20 protein-coding genes are annotated in these 22,693 nt (G+C 72.0%); 5 read left to right on the top strand and 15 right to left on the bottom strand.

Annotated features, from left to right (window positions below; genetic code table 11):
• Positions 1–90: 90 nt before the first annotated feature.
• The 4 genes from ACFYO8_RS26445 to ACFYO8_RS26430 all read right to left on the bottom strand — a co-directional run bounded on the left by ACFYO8_RS26445 (position 91) and on the right by ACFYO8_RS26430 (position 4,501).
• Positions 91–1,599, bottom strand: coding sequence for a family 43 glycosylhydrolase (locus ACFYO8_RS26445; RefSeq protein ID WP_354872926.1), 1,509 nt, complete (start codon positions 1,597–1,599; stop codon positions 91–93).
• 25 nt (positions 1,600–1,624) lie between these two features.
• Complete coding sequence (locus ACFYO8_RS26440) at positions 1,625–3,064, bottom strand: family 43 glycosylhydrolase (RefSeq protein ID WP_354872924.1); 1,440 nt, start codon at positions 3,062–3,064, stop codon at positions 1,625–1,627.
• A gap of 173 nt (positions 3,065–3,237) precedes the next feature.
• Positions 3,238–3,693, bottom strand: a complete 456-nt coding sequence (locus tag ACFYO8_RS26435; RefSeq protein WP_354872921.1) for an OsmC family protein — start codon at positions 3,691–3,693, stop codon at positions 3,238–3,240.
• Entirely contained in the window at positions 3,686–4,501 is an 816-nt protein-coding gene (locus ACFYO8_RS26430) for a TIGR02452 family protein (protein ID WP_354872919.1), read from the bottom strand. Before ACFYO8_RS26430 ends, ACFYO8_RS26435 begins: the two co-directional genes overlap by 8 nt.
• Positions 4,502–4,716: 215 nt before the next feature.
• On the opposite strand from ACFYO8_RS26430, the gene ACFYO8_RS26425 reads away from it, so the two are divergent.
• Positions 4,717–5,823 (top strand): carboxypeptidase-like regulatory domain-containing protein, encoded by a 1,107-nt coding sequence (locus ACFYO8_RS26425; RefSeq protein ID WP_354872916.1) that lies wholly within the window; start codon positions 4,717–4,719, stop codon positions 5,821–5,823.
• 121 nt (positions 5,824–5,944) lie between these two features.
• Here ACFYO8_RS26425 and ACFYO8_RS26420 read toward each other — a convergent pair whose 3' ends face one another.
• The 8 genes from ACFYO8_RS26420 to ACFYO8_RS26385 all read right to left on the bottom strand — a co-directional run bounded on the left by ACFYO8_RS26420 (position 5,945) and on the right by ACFYO8_RS26385 (position 15,800).
• Positions 5,945–6,274 carry a hypothetical protein gene (locus ACFYO8_RS26420; RefSeq protein ID WP_354872913.1) on the bottom strand — a complete coding sequence of 110 codons (330 nt, stop codon included), beginning with the start codon at positions 6,272–6,274 and terminating at the stop codon, positions 5,945–5,947.
• 755 nt (positions 6,275–7,029) lie between these two features.
• The gene (locus ACFYO8_RS26415; protein WP_354872911.1) at positions 7,030–8,310 is read right to left on the bottom strand and encodes a HAMP domain-containing sensor histidine kinase; all 1,281 of its coding nucleotides are present in this window, start codon (positions 8,308–8,310) and stop codon (positions 7,030–7,032) included.
• On the bottom strand, positions 8,310–8,981 hold the full coding sequence (locus ACFYO8_RS26410; RefSeq protein ID WP_354872908.1) for a response regulator transcription factor: 672 nt from the start codon (positions 8,979–8,981) through the stop codon (positions 8,310–8,312). Before ACFYO8_RS26410 ends, ACFYO8_RS26415 begins: the two co-directional genes overlap by 1 nt.
• Before the next feature lie 52 nt (positions 8,982–9,033).
• Positions 9,034–10,302 (bottom strand): cation:proton antiporter, encoded by a 1,269-nt coding sequence (locus tag ACFYO8_RS26405; protein WP_354872905.1) that lies wholly within the window; start codon positions 10,300–10,302, stop codon positions 9,034–9,036.
• On the bottom strand, positions 10,299–11,633 hold the full coding sequence (locus ACFYO8_RS26400) for a cytochrome P450 (protein ID WP_355096062.1): 1,335 nt from the start codon (positions 11,631–11,633) through the stop codon (positions 10,299–10,301). The genes ACFYO8_RS26405 and ACFYO8_RS26400 overlap by 4 nt, the downstream gene beginning before the upstream one ends.
• Entirely contained in the window at positions 11,630–12,736 is a 1,107-nt protein-coding gene (locus ACFYO8_RS26395) for an alpha-hydroxy acid oxidase (RefSeq protein WP_357710357.1), read from the bottom strand. Before ACFYO8_RS26395 ends, ACFYO8_RS26400 begins: the two co-directional genes overlap by 4 nt.
• A 1-nt stretch (position 12,737) precedes the next feature.
• Positions 12,738–14,303 carry an NAD(P)-binding domain-containing protein gene (locus tag ACFYO8_RS26390; RefSeq protein WP_387189177.1) on the bottom strand — a complete coding sequence of 522 codons (1,566 nt, stop codon included), beginning with the start codon at positions 14,301–14,303 and terminating at the stop codon, positions 12,738–12,740.
• A 9-nt stretch (positions 14,304–14,312) separates the two neighbouring features.
• Complete coding sequence (locus tag ACFYO8_RS26385; RefSeq protein ID WP_354872895.1) at positions 14,313–15,800, bottom strand: aromatic amino acid ammonia-lyase; 1,488 nt, start codon at positions 15,798–15,800, stop codon at positions 14,313–14,315.
• Between the two features lie 63 nt (positions 15,801–15,863).
• On the opposite strand from ACFYO8_RS26385, the gene ACFYO8_RS26380 reads away from it, so the two are divergent.
• The 3 genes from ACFYO8_RS26380 to ACFYO8_RS26370 are packed head-to-tail and all read left to right on the top strand — an operon-like array spanning position 15,864 to position 19,261.
• A complete protein-coding gene (locus tag ACFYO8_RS26380) occupies positions 15,864–17,408 on the top strand; it encodes an NAD(P)-binding domain-containing protein (RefSeq protein ID WP_355097343.1) in 1,545 nt (514 codons plus the stop codon).
• Complete coding sequence (locus tag ACFYO8_RS26375) at positions 17,398–18,831, top strand: fatty acid--CoA ligase family protein (protein WP_355015264.1); 1,434 nt, start codon at positions 17,398–17,400, stop codon at positions 18,829–18,831. Before ACFYO8_RS26380 ends, ACFYO8_RS26375 begins: the two co-directional genes overlap by 11 nt.
• A 13-nt stretch (positions 18,832–18,844) precedes the next feature.
• Positions 18,845–19,261 (top strand): hypothetical protein, encoded by a 417-nt coding sequence (locus ACFYO8_RS26370; protein ID WP_354872887.1) that lies wholly within the window; start codon positions 18,845–18,847, stop codon positions 19,259–19,261.
• 17 nt (positions 19,262–19,278) lie between these two features.
• Here ACFYO8_RS26370 and ACFYO8_RS26365 read toward each other — a convergent pair whose 3' ends face one another.
• Genes ACFYO8_RS26365 through ACFYO8_RS26355 form a run of 3 tightly spaced genes read right to left on the bottom strand, consistent with a single transcriptional unit; the run spans position 19,279 to position 21,466 of the window.
• Entirely contained in the window at positions 19,279–19,776 is a 498-nt protein-coding gene (locus ACFYO8_RS26365; protein ID WP_354872885.1) for a DUF3237 domain-containing protein, read from the bottom strand.
• Complete coding sequence (locus ACFYO8_RS26360) at positions 19,773–20,240, bottom strand: MarR family transcriptional regulator (protein ID WP_355094494.1); 468 nt, start codon at positions 20,238–20,240, stop codon at positions 19,773–19,775. Before ACFYO8_RS26360 ends, ACFYO8_RS26365 begins: the two co-directional genes overlap by 4 nt.
• Positions 20,237–21,466: a flavin-dependent oxidoreductase gene (locus ACFYO8_RS26355; RefSeq protein WP_355094502.1), complete on the bottom strand. Its 1,230-nt coding sequence runs from the start codon at positions 21,464–21,466 to the stop codon at positions 20,237–20,239. The genes ACFYO8_RS26360 and ACFYO8_RS26355 overlap by 4 nt, the downstream gene beginning before the upstream one ends.
• 248 nt (positions 21,467–21,714) lie before the next feature.
• Between ACFYO8_RS26355 and ACFYO8_RS26350 the strand changes: the two genes are divergently transcribed.
• Positions 21,715–22,689, top strand: coding sequence for an ABC transporter substrate-binding protein (locus tag ACFYO8_RS26350; protein ID WP_354872879.1), 975 nt, complete (start codon positions 21,715–21,717; stop codon positions 22,687–22,689).
• Positions 22,690–22,693: the final 4 nt, after the last annotated feature.

Raw genomic sequence — 22,693 nt, 5'->3', positions numbered from 1 at the left:
GGAGGTGACCAGCCGAGGGTGACCCTTGACCTCGTGGCGTGCTACCCCGCGACTGACCGGCTGGGTGCCGCGCAGCGGTTGTCGGGGCGCCTACTCCAGGTGGAAGGTGGCCGCCGCCCGGTCGGCGCTCGTACTCACCGTTTCGAGTTGGAGCAGTCCGTCCCGGTGGCGGACGTACCGGCCGGGATAGTTCTGTGATTCGAGCGAGAGCCCGTCGGCCGCGGCCAGGCCGGTGCGGCGCTGGAAGCTCGCGTCGCCGTCGAACAGGGCCGAGCCGTCGTCGCGTTCGACGTAGAGGGCGAAAGCCCGGTGCCGCAGGTAGTAGCCGGGGAAGTTGGTCGACTCCAGGGACACCGATCCGGCGCCGGCGAGGCCGGGGACGACGCGGAACTGCGAGTCGGCGAGGTTGGTGACGTTCGGTTCGACCCGGGCCCGGTAGTCGTAGTGCCGGACGTAGCTCGCGGTCAGGTCGTGCGAGCGCAGCCGGACCGGTGTGGCTCCGTCGGGCACGGGGATGCCGAGGTTCGGGGTGCCGTCGGCGTTCCAGTACAGCTTCTGGATCCGGGTCCGCCGGTTCGGGTCGTCGAGCGGGTCGCCGCTGATGTCCCGGTAGTTGCGGTCGTGGTAGACCAGGATGTCGCTCTGCCCGTCCTCGGAGACGGTGAAGGAGTTGTGGCCGGGGCCGTACTGGCCGGTCGCGGCGTTAGTGGTGAACACCGGGGCCGGGCTCTTGCTCCAGGCGGCGGGGTCGAGCAGGTTCGCGCCGGCCGACGCAGTGAGCATGCCGAGGCAGTAGTTCGCGTCGGTGGCGCTGGCCGAGTACGTGAGGAAGACCCGGCCGTTGCGCTGGATCACCGTCGGTCCCTCGGCCACCCGGTAACCGCGGGTCTCCCAGTCGTACGTCGGCACGACCAGCCGGGCCACCGGACCGGTGATCTGCCACGGTTCGGCACCCATCCGGGCCAGGTAGACGTTGGAGTTGGTGGAGATGCCCGGCTCCTGCTGGGCCCAGGTCAGGTAGCGCGCCCCGTTCACCACGAACGTCGAGGCGTCCAGGCTGAAGGTGTCCCACGGCGTGGTGATCCGGCCGCGTTCGGTCCACGAGCCCGTCAGCGGGTTCGCGCTGGAGTTCTCCAGCACGTACATCCGGATCCGCCACACGTCGTCGGTCCGCCCGGCGGCGAAGTAGACGTACCACTTGCCGTTTATGAAATGGATCTCCGGGGCCCAGATGTGGGCGCCCATCTCACCGCTGGCGTGCCGGCGCCAGATCGTCGTCTCGGTGGCGGTGGCCAGCCCTTGGAGCGTGGTGGCCCGCCGGAGCACGATCCGGTCGTACTGCGGCACCGTCGCGGTCATGTAGTAGTAGCCGTCGGTGTGCCGGACGATGTGCGGGTCGGCCCGCTGGTTCACCAGCGGGTTGGTGTAGTTCACCGCGGGCGCCGCCTGCGCGGGGCCGGGCACGGCGAGGCCGGCCGAGGTGGTGAGCAGCGCGAGCGCCGCGGCCAGGATCGGCCGCAGGCGCCGGCGGGCCGGTTCGACGGTGCGGGCCGGTTCGACGGTACGGCGGGCCGGGCGGAGTAGGTGCCGAGGCGACATGCGCGCCCTCCCTGGTGGCCGGGGATCAGTAGACGTAGGGCCAGGCCGCGGCGTCGTAGCCGATGCGGTTGACGCCGAGCAGCGACGCGCCGTCGTCGGCGTAGTAGTGGTAGAAGAGGACGTCGCCGTCGGTGTCGGCGAGGACCGCCTGGTGGCCGGGGCCGTGCACGCTGCCGTGCGAGGCCAGGATCTGCGTGCCGCCCCCGGCGAGCATGTCCCGGCCCGTGCGGTCCACGAACGGCCCGGTGGGGCTCGCCGAACGACCGACCATGATCCGGTACGTGCTGGCGGCGCCCTGGCAGCAGCGGTCGAACGAGACGTACAGGTAGTACCAGGCGCCGCGCTTGACCAGGACGGGCGCCTCGATGCCGGGGCCGTAGTTCGCGAGCGCGTACGTGGCGGTGCCGAGCCGGCGTCCGGTGGCCGGGTCGATCGGGATCATCTTGATGCCGGACCAGAACGAGCCGAAGGTGAGCCACCAGCGGCCCTGGTCGTCGACTGTGAGGTTCGGGTCGATGGCGTTGACGTCGTCCGAGGTCCGCGACTCGACGACCAGTCCCTCGTGGGTCCAGCTCCCGGAGGTCCCGGTGGTGCTGGTGGCCAGGAAGATCGCCGAGCGGTTGGAGCCGAACGTCGACGCCGAGTAGTAGAGGTAGAAGCGCCCGTTGCGGTACGACAGGTCCGGCGCCCAGAGGTTGCGCGCTCCCCCGGTGTACGTGGTGGTCCACGGCGCGCCGCCGGGGAAGACGGCGCCCGCGTTACGGAAGGCGACCCGGTCGGTGGAGGTCTTCAGCGCGATGCCGTCGCCGGTGTGCGCGACGAGGTAGGCGCCGTCGGGTCGCTTGACCACAGTGGGGTCGTGGACGCCGACGTCACCGGTCACCCGGCCGGGCTGCGGGTAGGCAGGCGCCGGGGTGGTCGGCGTTCCGCCGCCCAGGCGGATCAGCTGCCACTGCTGGTTGGCGCCGTCCAGATCGGCGTAGCCGGCCAGCCGCCCTCCGTCCGCGGTCGACCACTGCCACACGTCGACGGCCTTGCCCCACTGCCGGTTCACGAACCGCACGAACCCGCCCGCGGAGTCCTGCAACCGGAACTGCTGCGTGGCCGACGACCGGTCGGTGCTCTGCACGAGCTGGGTGCCGTCGCCGCCGCTCGGCAACTCCAGCACCTTCCCGCTGTGCCGGGACCGCACCTTGTAGAACCCGCCACCGGCGTCCAGGAACTGCCACTGCTGCACCGCGAGGTCGTTGCGTGTCCACTGGTTCACCGGCGCGTTCTCCGCCGTCGACCAGTCGTACAGGTCCATCGCCTTGCCGCTGTGCCGGTTGACGACCACGTACGACGCGGACGTGTCCACCGTCGCCGCCGACGCCGGGGGCATCCCGGCCACCACCCCCGCGGCGAGGACCAGTGCCGCCGGGACCACTACCGCCGCCGTACGCGTCCTCCGAGCGGTCGCTGTCACCGAGAACCTCCTGCGCCTGGTCGTCACCGGCCGGCCGCGGCTGCTCGCCTCACCCGTGACGCTCGTGGCAACGGCATTACCGTCAAGTTACGGCAATGTTCTCGTTAACATAGACGGGTGTCAAGGTAATCGGGAGGCTGGCAGCCGCGTCCGGCGGGCACCTCCTCCACCACTCAGCGCGGTTCGGTCGAGTCCGGGGCGGCCGTCGCGTCCACGATGGAGACGGGACTGCCCAGCTCCACCGTCCGGGACACGGTGCAGAGCCGGTCGTGCGACTGCCGCAGCGAGCGTGGCAGCACCTCGCGGGCCCGGTCACCGCCGGCGCCGTCCGGGAACGTCACCGCGAACGTGACGGTGAGGTTCTCCATCCGGTTCCCCGCCTCCGGGTCACGGATCTTGTCGCCGCTCACCGTGACGTCGAACCGGGTCGGTTCGGCACGCCGGCTCGTCACGTGGTCGACGTCCACCGCGCTGCAGCCACCGAGCGCTGCGAGCAGCAGTTCCACCGGCGTGAAGGTCCCGTCCTCCCCCGCACCCATCTGCAGCTCGCCGCCACGGGGGTTGCGCGCGACGTATCTGCCCACGCTGGTTCGCTCGATCTCCACCGACCGGAAGGTGTCGTCACTCATGCGACAAACCTACCGAAAAGCGTTCCGCGAACGTGCGGTACACCGGTGTGCCCGGCAGCCCGTCGCGAACGGCGAACACCACGAGGTCGAACCGGTCGACCACCCGGAGCGCGCCGGCGAACGCGCCCGCCACGGCGGCCGGGTCGTTCCGGAACACCCCGCACCCCCAGGCGCCCAGCACCAGGGTCCGGTGCCCGTACGCGGCCGCGATCTCCAGCACCCGCCGGGCACGCCGCGCCAGCACCGCCGGCACATCGGCGGCGTGGTCCGGCTGGTTGCGCAGGATCGCGCCCAGGTTGGGCGCCGCCGCGGTCAGGAAGGACGCGTCGTACGGCCGGTCGAGCAGATGGCCCTTGTCGTCGCGGAACACCGGCACGCCCGGGGAGTAGACGACTCGGTCGCTGTACCGCAGGTCCCGCTGCGCCCGGTGGAAGGCGTAGAAGTCCGGCGCCGCGAGCAGGCACGGGTAGAGCGCCGACGAGCGGGCGATGCTCTCCTCCTGCGCCTGCGCCCCGCCCAGGAACCCGCCACCCGGGTTCTTCGCCGACGCGAACACCAGGCACGCCGCACCGGACCCGAGCCGGTGGGCGGCCTGCAACGTCGACTCGTACGTCACCTCCACGGCGCCGGCACCCGGCTCCGCGTCTCTCGACGGGAGCATCTCGTCCGGCGGGTGGTGACGGGTGCCGGCGACCGCGGCGCGTACCGCCGCCCCGATCTCGACGTCGTCACCGGCGTCGTTGCGATAGCGTCCGGCTTCGGCGATCTCGACGGTCCGCCGGGCGATCTCGCGCAGGCGGCTGCTCATCCGGCGCACCCGTCGGTGTCGTGCATGACCGGCAATCTAGGCAGACCCGCCGCGGCGGGCAACCGATTAGTGGCCGCCGGCCGAGCCCACGGGCGTCGACCGGGTCCGCCCGAGACGCTGCGAGCGGAGCGGGTCGCGCAACCCGTCCCGCACAGGGCATAGTGGCCCGCGGCTCCATCGACCGATGGTGCCCGCTCTCGGCGAAGGTGGTGGAAGTGACGACGCGCTCACGTGTCCGATGGGCCCGGGCGGCCGTACTGGCCACGCTGGCCGGAGGGACGCTCGCGGTGGCGGCACCGGCGACCGCCGCGCCGGAGACGGTGAGCATCCTGAGCGTGTCCGCGGAGAACGTGAAACCCCGCGAGGTGGTGCGCGTGCGGTTCCGCGTCACCAACAACGGCGGCCGGGCCGAGACGGCCATCGTGGTGGTCGGCGGCGGCCTGCGGTGCACCGCCGGCTGCCGGGCGGAGCCGAAGCTCGGGCCGGGCCGGAGCCAGACCTTCGACGCGACGCTCGTCGCCCCGGAGGCCCGCCCGGGCGAGACCACCGGTCTCAACATCTCGATCGGTGTGCGGCTCGCCGGGCAGAACAGCTACGCCTACAAGATGGTCTACGTCCACGGGCCGGGTGCCTCGCCCACCGGCGGGGCCGCACCGGCGGCCGGGGTGAGTGGGGTCTCCGGCCGGGTCCGCGACGCCGACGGAAAGGCGATCGGCGGCGCGGACCTGACCATCCGGGACAGCGCCGGTCACGAGTACCGGACGACCAGCAACCGCAGCGGCCAGTTCTCGATCACCTCCAAGGCCGGCCGGACGATCGCCGAGGGATCCATCACGGTCCGCGCGTCCATGGACGGCTACCGCACCGCCCGCGCGACCGTGCGTGCCGGTGCCGGTGACGTCGCGACGGTGCGACTGACCCTCGCCGCGGTGGCATCGCCCACCACGACCCCGCCGTCGCCCACCACGGAGGCGAGCCCTCTCGCCGCGGCAGCCGAGGACGCGGTTCCCGCGGCGACGCCACCCGCGTTCACGGCCGCCAGTGACGAGGGCGGCAGCACCTCGATGTTCCTCCTGGGCGGCCTGCTGGTCGCCGCGGGCCTGGGCGCGCTCGCACTGGTGCTGGTGCGACGGAGGAACGCACCGAGTGCGGTGGCGGAGGCGGCCGCTCCCCCGGCGGCCTGGCTGCCGGCGCCGCCCGCGGGGAGCATGGCCGATGCTCCGACGGCGATCCTGCACACCGGGCCGGCCGCCGGCGGCTCCCCGCACTCGTACGGCACGTCCCCGCAGGGCGGCGGCCACCAGCACGGCTACCGAGGCTGAAGATCGTCGCCGGCCGGGGACTCGCTCCGGTGGCGGCCACTGTACCGGTCGAGTAGGCTCGGTCTATACCGGTCCAGGAGCCTGCCCATTCTCGTTGAGAAGCCTCCTCCGATGAGCCCTCTCACGGAGCCGTCGCCACATCGATCCCAGCGACGGCCAACCTCCGATAATGGCGATCCGCGATTCCGCGCGCTCCATGGCCACAAGGCTCTCCCGTCAATTCCGTGACCTCCTGACGCGCCGATGATCGTTTACGCAATTTTAACCGAGCGACCCGGCGGCCCGCGCTTTCCGAGCCGATCGACACCGCCGGGCGACACACCTCCTCGCTGGCCCGATGCCTGTTCAGCGCCGCTTTTACCGTCCAGGCGACCTGGGACGTAAAACCGGGTTTCGGATCTGTTAACAGCTCGCACTCACGCCGCCGGTTCACATCTTTGAAGATCAGCATGCGCCGATGAAACGTTGCAGGCCCTCCGGCCACATGCTCTACTGATCGCAGCCTCGGGCTGAAATCCTGTCGACGAATACCCTCCTATCGGAAAGATAGTGCTTTGACGTCTGTCTATATGGATTCCGGCGACTCCGAGCAGATACGGGTAGCCGCCGAGGACGGTCTCATCAGAGGTTTCACGACCAATCCCACGCTGCTGCGGCAGGTGACCGACGATCCGCTCCGTCACTGCTCGGAGCTTCTCGGCAAGTACGACCGGCTGGAGGTCTTCTACCAGCCGACCGGGGCGTACGGAGACCTCGAGGCGGAGATCTGGGCGGCTGGTGATGGCGTTGTCCCCGGTGCTGTGGCTGGTCTTCGCCGGCCTGGTCGTCACCGGACTGGGGTTGTCCAACATCTTTCCGTCGGCCCTTGCGCTGGCCGGGGCGAAGGGCGGCCCGGACGGCATCGCCCTGGCGTCCACCCTCGGCTACGCCGGCATTCTGATGGCGCCCCCGACGATCGGCTTCCTGGCCGACGGCTTCGGCCTGCCGCGCGCGCTCACCCTCATCGCGGCCACTCTGCTGACGGCGGGGGCGCTGAGCTTCGTGGTCCGCCACCACATCGACGGCGCCGGCCGGGCCGACGACGCCAGGCAGGACGACGGCGCCGGGCAGACCGACGACGGCCCGTCGCCGGTCCGGCGGTGCGCTGACCAGGACCGCCGGGCCCGGTTCACGAACGACAGCGGCAACGGCCCAGCGGGCCCGCGCTCACGTACCGGCTCCGAGTTGCCGCATCCGACGGTGCCCGATCCACGCGGCCCTGCCCGTCAGGCCCGGCGACCGTGTCATGGGAAGGCGCACCGTGAAGCGGGCTCCCCGCCCTGTCCGGCCCTCGGCCTCGATCGTGCCGTGGTGACTCGTCACGACCTCCTGGAGCAGGGCCAGTCCCAGGCCGAAGCGGCGGTCGCCGGCGCCCGCGCCACGGTGGAACCGGTCGAAGATCCGCCGCGCGTCCGCCTGGTCGAAGCCCTTCCCGGTGTCGGCGATGACGATCTCGGCGACGTTCTCGACCGCCCGGAGCGTCACGTCGATCCGGCCGCCCGCGGGGGTGTGGGCCAGGGCGTTCGCGAGCAGTTCACCGACGACCCGGCGCAGTGCCGATTCGACACCCGGCACCGGCAGCGGGGCGGCGGGGGTGTCCAGGGTGAGGGTGACCTGGCGCTCGGCGGCGCGTTCGGCCTCGGCGGCGAGCGTCGCGCCGATCAGCGAGGTGAGGTCGACCGGCGGGTCCGGTTCCCGGTCGGCTGGAGCGGCGGCGAGACGGGCCGAGAGCAGCAGGTCGTCGACGATCTCGCCGAGCCGGCGGGTGGTGCCGACCAGTCGGTCCAGGTCCTCCAGGTTCGTGACGGCGCCGTCATGGCGCGCCCGCCGCGCCATCAGCTGTGCGCGGGTGTGCACCTGGGCGATCGGGGTGCGCAGTTCGTGGCTGGCGTCCGCGACGAAGCGGCGCTGCCGGGTCAGCGCCTCCGCGAGCGGTGCGACGGCCCGGCGGCCGACGAGCACACCGGTGAGCATGGCGGCGAGCAGCCCGGCTGCCGCGGCGAGGCTGAACGCGAGCAGCAGGTGCCGGCGGTCGGACAGCTGGAACCGGGCGTCGAACACCGCCTGGACCACCTCGTCGCCGCGCGCCTCGGTGCGCACGTGATAGGTGGTGCCGTTACGCGTGATGGTAGTGATCTCCGCGTTCCGGGTGGCCGCCACGGTGTCCAGCGCCCCGCGCAACGGGAAGCCCGGGGGCGGCGGGTTCGTGCCGGTGCGCACCGTGACGCCGTCGTACAGGAAGATCCAACTGCACGCGGGCGGGCCGGCGATCGCGCCGTGTTCCGTGCCCCACTCCAGCTCGCGCTGGATCTGCGCCTCCTGGCTGCGGACCAGGAGCGTGTACGAGATGCCGCCGGCCAGCAGCAACAGGGCGCCGATGGTCAGGCCGACGAGCAGGCCGATGCGCAGCCGGGTCCGGCGGAGGACCGCCTGCTCTGCCGCCTCCATCAGAGCGTCCCCAGGCGGTAGCCGAGCCCGTGCACGGTGCGTACCACCGACCGGCCGAGCTTGCGGCGGAGGTAGTAGACGTAGGTGTCCACCACCGACGCCCCCGCCGCCTCCGCGAAGACCCTCTGACGCAGCGCGGCCCGGGGATGCACGGTGCTCGGCCGGGCCGCCAGCACCCGCAGCAGCTCGAATTCGCGCGTGGACAGCGCCACGCGGGTGCCGTCGGCCAGCACCGCGTCCCGCTGCCCCAGGTCGAGCTGCCCGGCGCCGATCGGCAGCACGTCCGTCGACTCGGACGTGCGCCGGCACAGCGCCCGGACCCGGGCGCTCAGTTCGTCGAGGTCGAAGGGCTTGACCAGGTAGTCGTCGGCGCCCGCGTCCAGCCCGGCGATCCGGTCGTCGACGGTGCCGAGCGCGGTGAGCATCAGGGTCCGGGACGGGACCGCCCGGGCGCGCAGCCGGGCGACCAGGTCGAGGCCGTCGAGCGCCGGCAGCATCCGGTCGATGACCATCACGTCGTACGAGCGGGTCAGCCCGAGATGCAGCCCGCGCTGGCCGTCGAAGGCCCGGTCGACCAGGTAGCCTTCGTGACCCAGCGTCTCGGTGAGCATCTCGGTCAGATCCGCGTCGTCCTCGACCAGCAGCAGCCGGTTCGATCTTCCGCCCCGCATATGTTAACGATCCCATAGATGGCGACCGATGGAAGTATCGGTATTTGCATCTTCAACTATCTGAAACCGCCAGCGCGGGCGTGCGGACGTCGTCGGGCCGTTGCGCCTCCCGGCGCTCGATCCAGCTCAGCGCCGGCGTCGTCATCAGCGTGGTGACCAGCGCGACCAGCACCAGCACGGTGAACAGGGACGGGTTCACGATGCCCGCCTCCAGTCCCACGTTCAGCGCGATGAGCTGCATCAGGCCGCGGGCGTTCATCAGCGCGCCGACCCGCAGCGCCACACCCGGCGGCTCGCCGCGGAGCCTCGCCGCCGCCCAGCAGGCACCGAACTTGCCGGCGATCGCCACCGCCACACAGGCCAGCGCGAACAGCAGCACCGGCAGGGAACCGAGCAACCCGAACTCCGTGCGCAGACCCGAGTAGGTGAAGAACAACGGCAGGAACAGCGTCGCGGCGACCGGGGTGAGCGTGTCCACGACCCGGTCGGTGTTGTCGGTGCGGGGCATCACCACGCCGACCGCGAACGCGCCGAAGACCGCGTACAGCCCGATCTCGTCGGTGTACCAGGCGACCAGGAACAGCAGGGCCACGGTGCCGAGCAGCCGGGCGCGGTCGTTGAGGGCGCGGTGGGTCATCAGCGCGGAGGTGACCGTACGCCCGCCGAACCAGAGCACCAGGGCGAAGAGGATCGCCCCGCCCGCGGTGACGATCGCGGGACCGGCCCGGCCGGAGGCGAAGGCCAGCACGGCGGCCAGCATGATCCAGGCGACAACGTCGTCGATCGCGCCGCTGGCCAGGGAGAGGGTGCCGTGCCGGGTGCCGGCGTGCCCGTGCTCGGTGATGATCCGGGCCAGCATCGGGAACGCGGTGATGGCCAGGGCGACGCCGACGAACGCGGCCGAGACCCCGAGCGACGTCCCCTCGGCCTGGATCGGCACGGCACCGGCGGCCACCGGGACCAGCAGCACCCCCAGGAGGAGTGGCGCGGTGACCCCGGCCAGGGAGATCACGCCGGCGGTGCCGGCGAGCCCGGTGACCCGGTGGGCGCTGAACGCATACCCGGCCTGGAACATGAACAGCACCAGGCCGACCTGACCCACGACGTAGAGGACCGGCAGCAGGGGGGCCGGGAACAGGGCGTCCTGAACGTCCGGCAGGAGGAGCCCGAGCAGCGACGGGCCGAGGAGTACGCCGGCGAGCATCTCGCTGACCACTGCCGGCTGTCCCGCCTTGCCGAGCAGCCAGGCGACCCCTTTGCAGAAGATCAGGATCACCGTGACCGCGATGAAGAAGCGTGGCGCCAGCTCCGTTGGTGTCATCGGACAGCCCTCTCGAAGTAGTCGGTGCACAACCGCTGCCGGCGGGCGTCGATCACCATCCAGGTGCCGAACACCAGTTGCCGGACGCTGCGGCCCACGTCGGCCCACCGGTCCCGCGACCGCATCGCGGCCAGCCGCAGCCGCCCCGGGCCGGTGCACCCGGCCGGAGTCAGATACGCCGGGCCCCGGCTGGGCAGCGAGCGGGTGTGTGAGGCCGAGGAGGTCAGGACGTACCGGCGCAGCACCTCGCGGGTCGCGGCACGCATCATCACCGGCGCGACGCCGCGGGCCGGGCAGGCCCGGTTCGCGGTGACCCCGTACGGGATGAAGTGCGCGTCGCCACGCTTGAGCGTCAGCCACCGGTCCGGGTCGAACCGGTCGTCGCCGGCGGCTCCGCCGCGGTGGAACGCCAGGTAGTTGAAGAGCAGTACCGTTCCGGCCGGCAGGGACACGCCGGTGGGCAGCGTGATCGGCGCCGACGTGATCCGGTGCGCCACGCCGAAGAGCGGATGAACCCGCAGCGTCTCGTCGATCACCCGGTCCAGCGCCTCGTCGTCGTCGAGTCCTCGCTGGAGGTCGGGACGTGTGGCGAGGGCGAGCAGCACGTGCGCCATCGCCTCGGACATCTGCACCACGGCGGTGTTGAAGAAGGCGCCCTGGAGATACCAGGCCGTCTCCCGGGCGGTGAACGGCGGCGGCAGCGTCACCGGGCAGGTCCCCGCCTCGATCCGGTCGTGCAGATACCCGGTCAGCCGGTCGCGCCGCCGCATGTGCCGCAGGCCGGTGCACTTGAGCCCGTTGACCACGTCGTCGGCGTTGGCGACGATCAACGCCCGGGCATCAGGGGGGCACGCCTCGCCGAAGACGAGTTCGTAGTAGACCTCGGCCCAGACCGGCATCATCAGGTCGCGCAGCCGTACGTGGCTGGTCCGGCCGGCCGGTAACCGGTCGAGCACCCGCCGGGTGGCGGCGGTCGCGAGGTCGTCGCAGCGCCGGCGGCGTACCGCGAGCACCCGCCGGGTGGTGGCGGCCACCGTTCGGTAGCGGTCGCCCGGCTCCAGATGCTCCTGGTGCATGTGCGGCCCGGGCGCCAGCCAGTACCAGAACAGGTCCGACAACCCGGCGCCCCGGCTGCGCCCGTCCGCCGCCGGATCGGAGTACACCCGCTCGAAGTGCTCCATGCCGACGGTCGGACCCGGCACCGGGACGCCCTCGGCGCCGTTGACGGTGACGAACACCCACTCGCGCAGGCGGACCACCGTCCGGGGCAGCCAGTACGGAACGGTCCACGCGATCCCCGCCAGGACGGGCAGGACGATCAGGCCGCTCATCCGGCTGCCACCGTGGCGACCAGGTCACCGCACAGGTCCGCCGGCCCGATGGCGCCGACCAGCGCCAGCGCCCGGTCGAGGTCGGCGTGCAGCAGGTCGAGCACGTGCCGTACCCCGGCGGCGCCGCCCACCGCGAGCCCCCAGAGCACCGGGCGGCCGACCAGCACCGCGCTCGCGCCGAGCGCCAGCGCCACCAGCACGTCGGTCCCCCGGCGGACGCCGCCGTCGAGCAGCACCGGCAGCCGCCCCGCGACGGCCTCGACGACGGCGGGCAACGCGTCGAGGGTGGCGAGCGCGCCGTCGAGCTGCCGGCCGCCGTGGTTGGAGACCAGCAGACCGTCGACGCCGTACGAGACGGCCAGCGCCGCGTCCGCCGGATGCAGCACCCCCTTGAGCAGGATCGGCAGCGTGGTGATCCCGCGCAGCCAGGCGATCCGCTCCCAGTCCAGCCCGGCGTCCATGCCGATGTCGCGCACCCGGCCGGTCGCGTCGCGCATGTTCTCGCAGACCAGCCCGGGCGGCAGGTCGACGAAGCCGTGCCGCAGATCGCGTTCCCGCCGGCCGAACACGGGCGAGTCGACTGTGACGACCAGGGCGGTGCAGCCGGCCTTCTCCGCCCGCCGTACCACTGACGCGGTGAAGTCGAGGTCCGCCTGCGGGTAGAGCTGGAACCAGAGCGGCCCGCCTGCCGCGGCGATCTCCTCGACCGGCCGGGTGGCGGCCATGCTGACCACCATCACCGTGCCCGCCTCGGCGGCGGCGCGTGCGGTGGCCACCTCGCCCTCGGGGTGGGCCAGCCGGTGGAACGCGGTCGGCGCGATCAGCACCGGCATCGAGATCCGGCTGCCGAGCAGCGAGATCCGCAGGTCGCGCCGGCCCGCGCCGCGCAGGACGCGGGGCACCAGGTAGCGCCTGCCGAACGCCGCCTCGTTGGCGCGGACCGTACGCTCCTCGCCGGCCCCACCGGAGAAGAAGTCCCAGCGCACCGGGTCCAGGCGGGCCCGGGCGTCGGCGGCCAGCTCGGCCAGGTTCAGCGCCGGGCCGTCCAGCGCGGCGCCGCCCAGCGCGGTTCCGGGCGGCGCCGCGCCCTCCGGCCGGCGCATCTCAACGCCCGGCACTGCTCAGGCAGCGGTCGAGGAACGCGACGAGCGGCGCGACGTGCGTCTGCGGCCGGTCCCACCGGTTCTCCAGGTTCTCCGCCAGGTGGTGGGTGGCGGTGACTCGGCCCGCCCGGTGGTGACGGACCACCGGATGCAGGTACGCGGCGTCGTGGGCCTGGCCGGGCACGTCCTGGGCGACCCGGTTGACGGTGATGTCGAACGGGTCCACCCGGTCGTGCTCGGGGCCGTACTCCAGGGTGACGACGAACGCGTCCGTGTAGTCGTGGTCGGCGGTGCGCAGGCCGGTGCCGGTGAAGTACTCGACCGGCACCTCGTCGTAGTAGCGCGCGTCGGACCCGGCCACCGTGACCACGTCACCGAGGAAGCCGAACTGCTGCCACAGGGCGGAGCTGCGGTTGACCCGCGCGATGACGGCGTCGGCGATCGACTCCGCTGTGGCGTCCAGCTTCTCCGCCGGCCACGGCGTGTCCCCGTACCGTCGCTCCAGGATCCGGTGCAGCGCCCGCACGCCGTACCGGAAGCCGTGGATGAAGCCGCTCGTCGAGCGCTTGAAGTCCCGTTCCTGGCTGATGGTGCCGGCGAAGAACAGGCCGGGGACGTTCACCGATTCCCACTCCGGGGTCTGCGCCGGGAAGCGGTCCCTGATCGCGAGCGCCGGGCGGCACGTGTCGTCGAAGATGGACGCGTCGAAGGCGAACCCGGTGCAGACGAGCACCCGGTCGTACCACAGCTCCTTGACCACCTCGTTCGCGCGGGAGAACGAGAACGTCACGGTGAAACCGGCGCCGTCGCGTTCGATGCGCTTGACGTCGCCGTCCAGGATCGCGTTCGCCGACTTCAGCTGGTAGGTGTCCAGGAAGTTGTTGTTCACCGCGCGCAGGTGTCCCACGTAGTGCGTACGCCAGGCCATCCGGACCGAACTCGGCCCGGCGACGTGGATCAGCGTGGTGGTCTCCGTCAGGTTGTCCGCCGTCTCGAACGCGGAGTTCCCCTTGCCGATGATCAGCACCTTCTGGTCGAGGTAGTCGCGCGGGTCGACGGACATGTCCGCGTACTGCTCGGCCAGTTCCAGCCCCGGGATCGCCGGCAGGTAAGGCCGGGAGACCCCGGTGGCGACGATCAGCCGTCGCGCCCGGAAGACCTCCTCCCCCGCGTCGACCTCGAACAGGCCGTCGGACTTGCGGACCGACGTCACCCGGGCGCCGTACCGCACGCGCGCCCCCGTCTTCGCGGCGAAGTCCGCCAGGTAGCGGACCATCACGTCGGCGTCGGGGAAGTACCGTTCGGTGTAGCCGGTGAACCGCAGCGCCGGGTCGTCGCTGAGCAGCGAGTTCCAGTCCAGCCGCAGGTTCAGCTCCGGGTCGTCCGAGCCGGTGTGCGGCTTGTTTATGGAGATCAGTTGCCGGTGGCGGGGATGGGTGGCGAAGAACGCCCCCGGGATCTCCGCCTGTTCCAGGACCAGATAGTCGCGCCTGCCGTCGGCCTCCAGCAGCGCTGCTAGTTGCAGGCCGGCCGGTCCGGCGCCCACGATCAGGTAGTCAAGCGTCATGTGTCCACCTCAGGAAAGAGAAACGGAGAGATCCGCGATCACGTCGGCCGCGCGCCGCACGTCACCGTCGAGCGGCCGGTCCGGGTCGACCGGGGGTACGGCCGCGGCCAGCGCGGCCAGCACCTCGGCGCAGCCGGGCGCGGTCGGCGCACGCGCACCCACGTACGCGGCCTGGCGCAGCCCCAACGCGAGCGACCCGACGATGAGATGCAGCAGCCGGGCCTGGTCCAGCACCCGCAGCGCCGCCTGGGTGCCGAGCGGGATGACGTCCTGGTTGTGCAGGTTCGTCGGCACGCTCTGGATGCTCGCCGGCATGGCGTCGCGCCGGATCTCGGTGATCAACGCGGTCGCCGCCAGTTGCACGCCCTGGAGCCCGTGCTGCTGTCCCGGACCGGCGGCCAGCATCGGCGGCAGGCCGCCGTTGCGGTTCGGGTCGACGAGCAGGTCGAGTTGCCGTTCGGCGAGGTTGCCGACCTGCGCCACGACCATCGACAGCACGTCGGCGGCGAACGCGGCCGGCTGCCCGAAGAAGTTGCCGCCGTGCACGACGAGGTCGTCGTCGGGAAAGAACAGCGGATTGTCGGTGACGCTCCCGAGGTCGGCCGCCACGACGGCGTCGACGTAGCGCAGGGCGTCCTCGGCGGCGCCGAGCAGCTGCGGCGTGCACCGGATGCTGTACGGCTCCTGCAGCGGACGTGCGCCGGACGCGACGAGTCCGGCGCCGACCCGCCGCATCCGTGCGCCCACGTCGATCGCGCCCGGATGCCCGTACGCGCGCAGCAGCCGGGCGTCGAGGAACTGCGTGCCACTGCCGAGCAGGTCGGCGAGCAGGCAGGTGAGCACCTGGACCGCCAGGTGCGCGGCACGGGCCGCGTCCAGCGCCAGCGCCGTCGCCGCGGTGGTCAGCGAGGTGCCGTTGACCAGGGCGAGGGCGTCCCGGCCGTCCAGCGGCAGGGGTTCCAGGCCGGCCCGCTTCAGCGCCTCGGCCGCCGGCAGGCGTACCCCGTCCAGATAGGCGTCGCCCCGGCCGCGTAGCGCCTGCGCGGCCGCGCCCAGCGGAATCAGGTCGCCGCTGGCGCCGACCGACCCCAGCCGGGGCATCGCGGGGACGAACGTGGTGGCGAGCATCGCCGCGAGGGCGTCGATCACGTGCGGGGAGACCCCCGACGCGCCCCGGGCCAGCGACGCGGTCCGCAGCAGCAGGGTCGCGCGGACCACCTCCGGATCGAGGTCCGGGCCCTGGCCCGCGCCGAGGTGGGCGAGCGTGTTGTCGGCCTGGTCGCGCAGGTCGGCGCGGCCCGCGTACCCGACGAGCGCGCCGAAGCCGGTCGTGGCGCCGTACACCGCGCGGTCGTCGCCGAGCACCGTGGCCAGGAAGGTACGGGCGGCCGTGACCCGATCGCGGACCTGCGGCCCGACCACGACCTTGATCGGGTCGCGGGCGGCGCGCAGGTCGGCGATCCGAAGTGGAACCCCGAGGTCGACCTCTGTCGTCATGCGATCGGACCCTAGAGAAGGGTTCTCAGAGCGCTCTGAGATCGGGTCGATACGTTGCGTCGCATGACGCTCGACTATCTGATCATCGGAGCCGGACCGGCCGGGTTGCAGCTCGCTCACCTGCTCGATCGCGACGGGCGCGACTATCTGGTCCTGGAGGCCGGCCCGGCGCCGGGCACGTTCTTCACCACCTATCCCCGGCACCGGCAGCTCATCTCGATCAACAAGGTCTGGACCGGCTCCGACGATCCGGAGTTCAACCTGCGTGCGGACTGGAACTCACTGCTGACCGACGATCCTGCGCTGCTGTTCAAGAACTACAGCCGGCGCTACTTCCCCGACGCCGCGGACCTGGTGCGCTACCTGGCCGACTTCGCCCGCGGCCTGCGCGTCAGATACGACACCCGGGTCACCGGCGTCGCCCGTGACGGCGACCTGTTCACCGTGCGCGCCGGCGACGACACAGTCACCGCCCGGCGGGTGGTGGTCGCCACCGGCGTGTCCCAGCTGTACGTCCCGCCGATCGAGGGCGCCGAGCTGGCCGAACGGTACGACACGGTCAGCGTCGACCCGGACGACTTCACCGATCAGCGCGTGCTCATCATCGGCAAGGGCAACTCGGCCTTCGAGACCGCCGACGCGCTCGTCGAGACGGCAGCCGTCATCCACGTCGCCGGCCCGCACTCGATCAAGCTGGCGTGGCAGTCGCACTACGTCGGGCACCTGCGTGCGGTGAACAACAACTTCCTCGACACGTACCAGCTCAAGTCGCAGAACGCGGTCCTCGACGGCACCGTCGAGCGGATCGTCCGGCGCGAGGACGGCGGCTACCGGATCGACTTCCGGTACGCCCGCACCGTCGAGGCGACCCGGCGGATCGACTACGACCGGATCATCCTCTGCACCGGGTTCCGGTTCGACGCGAGCATCTTCGACCCGTCCGCGCGGCCACGGCTCGTCATCGACGACCGCTTCCCCGAGCAGACCTCCGCGTACGAGTCGGTGAACGTGCCCGGCCTGTACTTCGCCGGCACGCTCACCCAGCAGCGCGACTTCAAGCGCTCCACGAACGGGTTCATCCACGGTTTCCGGTACGGCGTGCGGGCCCTGCACCGGATCCTCGACGCCCGCCACCACCGCACGCCGTGGCCGGGGACACCGCTGGAGGTCACCCCGGAGGCGATCGCCGAAGCGATCATCGCCCGGATCAACCGCACCTCGGCGCTGTGGCAGCAGTTCGCCGTCCTCGGCGACGTCGTCGTGGTCTCCGGCGACACCGCGCGCTACCACGAGGAGGTGCCGGTCGCGTACCTGCACGACGGCGGCCTGGGGCCGGAGCCGTTCGCGTTCGTGGTCACGTTGGAGTACGGGCCGGACCACGACCAGGTCGACCCGTTCGACATCACGGTGCCGCGGATCGCCGAGAACGACGCCGCGCACGCGCACGACGCCAGCTACCTGCACCCGGTCGTCCGGGTCCACAGTGGCGGCCGGGTCGTCGCGGCGCACCACCTCGCAGAGAACCTGGAGAACCACTGGAATCTGCCGGACGTGCACCATCAGCCGCTCGTCCTCTTCCTCAAGGGCGTGCTCTCCGATGCCGGCTGAGGTCTGGCCGCAGCCCTTACTGGACCTGATCGCCACCGGCGACGGCCGGCCCGCCTTCGAGGAGGGTGAGCGGACCGTCACCACCGCCCAGATGTACCGGATGGTGCGCCGCATCGCCGCCGGGCTGCGCGCCGCCGGGGCGGGCCCCGGCGTCGGGGTGGCCCTGCGCCTCGGTGTCACAGCGGAGGCGTTCGCGGCGATCATCGCGGCGTTCGCGGTGGGCGCCCGGGTCTCCGGGGTCCGCCCCGACCTGAGCCCGGCGCACCGCGCCTGGCAGCTCGGCGAGAACACGCTGCTGCTCGACGACGCCCGGGTCGCCGAACTGGCGCGCACCCCGGACGACGGAAGGCGGTTGATCGCCGCCGGACGCCCGGACGACGTCGCCCGGATCATCTGGACCAGCGGCAGCACCGGCAGCCCGAAGGGCTGCGCGCAGACGTACGCGGCGATGAGCGCGGCCTGGGCGCCGTATCCGGCCCGCTGGCCCCCGGCGATCGCCGATCTCGCCACCCGGCTCCAGCGGTATCTCGTCTTCGGTTCGCTGAGCAGCCAGGTGATGCTGGAGTACGGCATCCTCACCCTGGCCGCGGGCGGCACCCTGGTGGCGGCGCAGCCTCCGGGTTTTCCCGGCATGATCGCCCGGCACCGGGCGACCGCGAGCGTGATCACGGTGGGCAAGCTGAACCAGCTCGTACAGGACCAGCGCGCCGACCCGGCCGACCTGAGCAGCCTGCGGGCCCTGCTGGTCTCCGGCTCGCCGCTCGCCCCCGGCCGGCTCACCGAGGCGCTCGACGTGCTCGGGCCCGTCGTCTTCCACGGCTACGGCCAGACCGAGACCGGCATGATCACGATGGTGACGCCGGCCGAGATGCTGGCACACCCGGCCGCGCTCGCCTCGGTCGGCCGGCCTCCCCCGGTGACCACGCTGTCCATCCGGGACGCCGACGGCCGTCCCGCCACCGAGGGGGAACTGTTCGTCCGGACCCCGGCACAGGCCGCCGCCTACTGGAGCGATCCCGTCGAGACCGCCGAGACCTTCGTCGACGGCTGGGTCCGCACCCGTGACCTGGCCCGCCTGGACGCCGACGGCTACCTGCACCTGCTCGGCCGGATCCGGGACGTCATCATCGTGCAGGCCAACCTGGTGTACGCCGGCCCGATCGAGCGGGTCCTCGCCGCGGATCCCGCCGTCGCCGAGGCGTACGTCGTGGGCCATCCCGACGACGTGACCGGGGAGGCGGTGCACGCGTACGTGGTGCCGGCCGCGGGTCGCGTGCCGGACGCCGTACGGCTGCGTGCCCTGGTCGCGGAGGCGCTGGGGGAAGCGTCGGCCCCGCGGACGATCCAGTGGATCGACCGGGTGCCGGTGGCGCCCAGCGGCAAGCCGGACAAGCGCGCCCTGGAGCGCACGGCGATCAGGTGACTAGCATCCGTGCATGACCGTACTCGACGAGGCAGCGCAGCGTACCCGTACCCGCCTGCGGGGCACCGCCGCCGGATTCGCCGCCCTGTGGTCCGTCGCCCTCACCGCGTTCGTGAGCGTCAACCTCTGGATCGGGCTGCGGAACAGGCCGTACCTGCTGCAGTACGGCAGCGACGGGGGTGACCGGTTCGGCACCAACGTCACGGTGCTGCTGTCGTGGCTCGGCATCGTCGCCACGGTCGGTCTCGCCACGTGGATCACCGCGCTGCTCGTGCTGGCGCGCACCCCCGAGATGCACGAGGGACTGCGGACCCGCGTCCGCGTGGCATCGGCCGTGGTGCTCGTCAGCACCCCATTCGTCACCGTCGCCGCGCTTGTCCTCGTGTACGCGCTGATCGTGCCCTGGATCTACGCGGGCGTGCAGTCCTGAGGCCCCTCCGGGAACACCTACGTGACGCGGTAGGCGGTGTAGCGCACCCGATCGGCCTCGCGGATCGCCGACGCCACGAAGACGCACTGCTCCAGCACGGCCAGCGCGGGCACCGACGTCTCCAGTCGTACGCCCAGGCGGAAGTAGTACGCGGCGGGGTCGACCGCGTCGCCGCGCAGCAACGCTTCGAGGACCGCCGGAGGACCACTGCGGACGCCGAACGTGCGGAGGTAGACGTGGCCGCCGTCCGCGGTGCGCGCCGAATAGCGGGTGTCGATCTCGATCGCGCCGTCGGGGCGGACCACCTGCCAGTCGGCGCCGCCGGGCAGAATGTCCGCCTCGAAGAGGCCGGTGACCCGGCCGCCGACGACCGGCACGACGCGGCGGTGACCGGCGCGGGTCACCCCGTGGTCCTCCAGCACGCCGAGCCGGGCCTCCACCTCGAACGCGGCCTCCAGGCCGGGAACCGGCAGGGCGCTCATCGAGCCCGGACCGGCGGGCGGGCGCGTACTCATGGGGTGTCCTTGTCCTGCGCGAGGGCGTCGCGGAGGCGCTCCAACGCGGGCACCGCGGCGGCGAGGGCCGCCTGGTCCGCCGCCGGCAGGGTGGCCGCGGCGCGGGCGACCAGGTCTCCGCTCGCGAGGTCGAAGCGGTCGAACAGGTCGAGGGCCTTCGGGGTGGCGAGGACGTCGACGTGGCGGTGGTTGCCGGGGCGGGGGCAGCGCTCGACGAGACCGTTACCCTCCATGGTGGTGAGCAGGTTGCTGACCGTGGATCGGCTCAGACGGAGCCGCTCGGCCAGCTCACCCGGACCGGCCACCGTGCCCCGGGGCAGCGCCCGCACGATCTCGATCTGCGCGTCCGGGATCTCCGGCAGGTGCTCGGCGGCCCGAGCGGCGGCGAGCAGCATGCGGCGCAGCGGTGAGATCACCGACGCCAGTCGCGCCGCGTCCAGCTCGGTCGTCTCCGGGCCGGTCACGGCAGAACGCCCGAGAAGACCGTCGGCGTCAGGGAGGCCCGTTCGTTGAGGTCGGCGGGCAGGAAGCCGGCCGCCTTCTTGTACCCGGTGGCGATCTCGGTCAGCTCCTCCGGCGGGATGACGTCGTGGATGTGCGCGAATCCGCCCGGCGCGCGCTCGCGGGCGAGCACCATCACCTGTTCCGGGCCCTGCCGCCGGTTGCTCAGCACGAGCGCGGTGGTCGCCGGCCGCCGGTCCGCCTCGTAGGCGTCCAGCGCCGCCCGCACCGTCCGCTCGCTGGCAAGATGGAAGGCGAGGGTACGTGCGTCCAGGATCGCCTGCGACGCCCCGTTGGAACCGTTCGGATACATCGGGTGCGCGGCGTCGCCGAGCAGAGTCGTGTTCCCGTGGGTCCACGTGTCGATCGGGTCGCGGTCCACCATGGGGTATTCGAGGATCTCGTCCGCGGCGGCCAGCAGCTCCGGCACGTCGAGCCACGGGAAGCGCCAGTCCGCGAAGAGCGCGACGACCGGCGCGGGGTCGACCGCCCGGTTCCAGTCCGCGTTCGGCCCGGCGAAACCGGGCCCGCGCCGCTCGGCGACGACGTTGATCAGGCCGGCGCCGATCGGGTACGCGACGAACTTCTGTTCCGCGTCCCCGGCCATGATCATGGTCCGCCCGTCCAGGAATCCGGGTGCCCGTGCCGTCCCCCGCCACAGCGTCAGCCCGTTCCAGAGCGGCGCTCCCTCGCGGGACTGATGCTGGCGGCGCAGCGCGGAATGGATGCCGTCCGCTCCGACGATCAGGTCGCCCGCGACGTTCACCTCCCCCGCCGCCGTCGCGAAGCGCGCGACGCCGTCGCGGACGTCGACGAGCCGGTGCCCGGTGCGCACGGCGTCGGCCCCCAGCCGTTCCCGCACCACGGTGAGCAGTTCCATCTGGAACCGGCCGCGGTGCACGGAAAGCTGCGGCCAGCGATATCCGGCGTCCAGCCCGCGCGGCTCGCTCCAGATCTGCTGACCGTGCCGGTTGTAGTAGGCCAGTGTGCCAGGCGCGGCGCCCAGCCTTTCCACGCGTTCGCCGAGGCCCAGTTCGGTCAGTTCACGAACGGCGTGCGGGAGCAGATTGATCCCGACGCCGAGCGGATGCAGCGTGGCGGCGCGCTCGTAGAGGGTGATCTCACGGAAGCCGGCCCGATGCAGGCTGAGCGCGGTGGTGAGGCCACCGATCCCAGCGCCCACGATCACGATCGCCAAGTAGTCGCTCCTCCGCCGCCGCACCACCAACCGCACAGTTTGGTCACAAAATCGTCGCTCGTCAAGACGCATTCACATCGGTGCCGGGCTACCCGGATCGCTTTGCGATCCGCCTTATCGGAATTCTTGACAATCAATCGCTTCTGCATGACGCTGATCGGCGCGGTCGGATGCTTCACCCCACTCCACCGGCCCCACTCCCGACGTTGCACAAGCGCTGCGCACGGAAGGGCTCGTCCATGAAGAAGGCCACCGCCCTCGCTGTCCTCGCCGGCGTCGTGATCGCCCTGACCGGCTGCACGGATTCCGATGCCACCGATCCGTCCCCCGGGGCGAGCGGCGACCTGCGGAAGGTCCGCGTGGCGGCGCTGCCGATCAGCGAGACCGCCGCGCTGTGGGGCGGCATCAAGGCGGGCATCTTCCGGGAGCAGGGGCTCGATGTGGAGGTCGTGCCCGCACAGGGTGGCGCACAGGCCATCCCGGCCCTGATCAACGGCGACATCGACTTCGCCATCGGGCAGCCGTTCGGCCCGTTCCGGGCCGATCTGCAGAACCTCGGTGTGACGATCATCGGAAACTACGCGTCGTCCTACGCCGACGGTGACGACATCAACGCGGTCGTGGCGTCCGCGAAGTCCGGCATCACCCGGCCGGCCCAGCTCGCGGGGCGCAAGGTCTCGGTGAACAGCCTGGGCGCCGCCGGCGATGTCACGATCATGGCGGCGGTCGAGAAGGACGGCGGCGATCCCACCAAGGTCAAGTTCGTCGAGGTGGCCTTCCCGGACGCCCCGGCGCAGCTCCAGGGCGGCAACATCGACGCCGCCTGGGTGACAGAACCGTTCATCACCCAGATGCGCAAGCGCGGTGACGTTCTCGTGGTCGCCCCGTATCAGGCCACGGTCCCCGGTCTCGCCACCCTGACCACGATCACGTCGAGCAAGCTGAAGGACTCCGACGCCGCGCTGGTCGCGGACTTCTCCTCGGCGATGAAGAAGACGCTCACCTGGGCCAAGGACCCGGCGAACGAGACGGCCCTGCGGCAGGCCATCAAGGACAACCTCGAACTACCGGACGCGGTGGCGGACTCCGTGCGGCTTCCGGCGTTCGGGTGGGAGCTCGACCGGGCCGGCCTGGAGCAACTGGCGACGCTCGCCCAGAAGTACCGCGTACTCGACCGGCGGCCCGACTTCGACCGCCTCGTCCAGCAGCAGTAGCCGG

This window comes from Micromonospora sp. NPDC005257 (genome assembly GCF_042872445.1).
In the GTDB taxonomy this organism is placed as follows: Bacteria; Actinomycetota; Actinomycetes; order Mycobacteriales; family Micromonosporaceae; genus Micromonospora.
The sequence above is the reverse complement of the archived record's forward strand: the minus strand, read 5'-3'. Positions and strand labels throughout refer to the sequence as shown.

Bases quoted from the DNA above. Each gene is read 5' to 3' on its own strand.
- ACFYO8_RS26430 (WP_354872919.1), bottom strand. From the start codon at position 4,501: ATGAGCAGCCGCCTGCGCGAGATCGCCCGGCGGACCGTCGAGATCGCC.
- ACFYO8_RS26390 (WP_387189177.1), bottom strand. From the start codon at position 14,303: ATGACGCTTGACTACCTGATCGTGGGCGCCGGACCGGCCGGCCTGCAA.
- ACFYO8_RS26365 (WP_354872885.1), bottom strand. From the start codon at position 19,776: ATGAGTACGCGCCCGCCCGCCGGTCCGGGCTCGATGAGCGCCCTGCCG.
- ACFYO8_RS26410 (WP_354872908.1), bottom strand. From the start codon at position 8,981: ATGCGGGGCGGAAGATCGAACCGGCTGCTGCTGGTCGAGGACGACGCG.
- ACFYO8_RS26445 (WP_354872926.1), bottom strand. From the start codon at position 1,599: ATGTCGCCTCGGCACCTACTCCGCCCGGCCCGCCGTACCGTCGAACCG.
- ACFYO8_RS26420 (WP_354872913.1), bottom strand. From the start codon at position 6,274: ATGCTGATCTTCAAAGATGTGAACCGGCGGCGTGAGTGCGAGCTGTTA.
- ACFYO8_RS26370 (WP_354872887.1), top strand. From the start codon at position 18,845: ATGACCGTACTCGACGAGGCAGCGCAGCGTACCCGTACCCGCCTGCGG.
- ACFYO8_RS26405 (WP_354872905.1), bottom strand. From the start codon at position 10,302: ATGACACCAACGGAGCTGGCGCCACGCTTCTTCATCGCGGTCACGGTG.
- ACFYO8_RS26395 (WP_357710357.1), bottom strand. From the start codon at position 12,736: ATGCGCCGGCCGGAGGGCGCGGCGCCGCCCGGAACCGCGCTGGGCGGC.
- ACFYO8_RS26415 (WP_354872911.1), bottom strand. From the start codon at position 8,310: ATGGAGGCGGCAGAGCAGGCGGTCCTCCGCCGGACCCGGCTGCGCATC.
- ACFYO8_RS26400 (WP_355096062.1), bottom strand. From the start codon at position 11,633: ATGAGCGGCCTGATCGTCCTGCCCGTCCTGGCGGGGATCGCGTGGACC.
- ACFYO8_RS26435 (WP_354872921.1), bottom strand. From the start codon at position 3,693: ATGAGTGACGACACCTTCCGGTCGGTGGAGATCGAGCGAACCAGCGTG.
- ACFYO8_RS26380 (WP_355097343.1), top strand. From the start codon at position 15,864: ATGACGCTCGACTATCTGATCATCGGAGCCGGACCGGCCGGGTTGCAG.
- ACFYO8_RS26350 (WP_354872879.1), top strand. From the start codon at position 21,715: ATGAAGAAGGCCACCGCCCTCGCTGTCCTCGCCGGCGTCGTGATCGCC.
- ACFYO8_RS26375 (WP_355015264.1), top strand. From the start codon at position 17,398: ATGCCGGCTGAGGTCTGGCCGCAGCCCTTACTGGACCTGATCGCCACC.
- ACFYO8_RS26385 (WP_354872895.1), bottom strand. From the start codon at position 15,800: ATGACGACAGAGGTCGACCTCGGGGTTCCACTTCGGATCGCCGACCTG.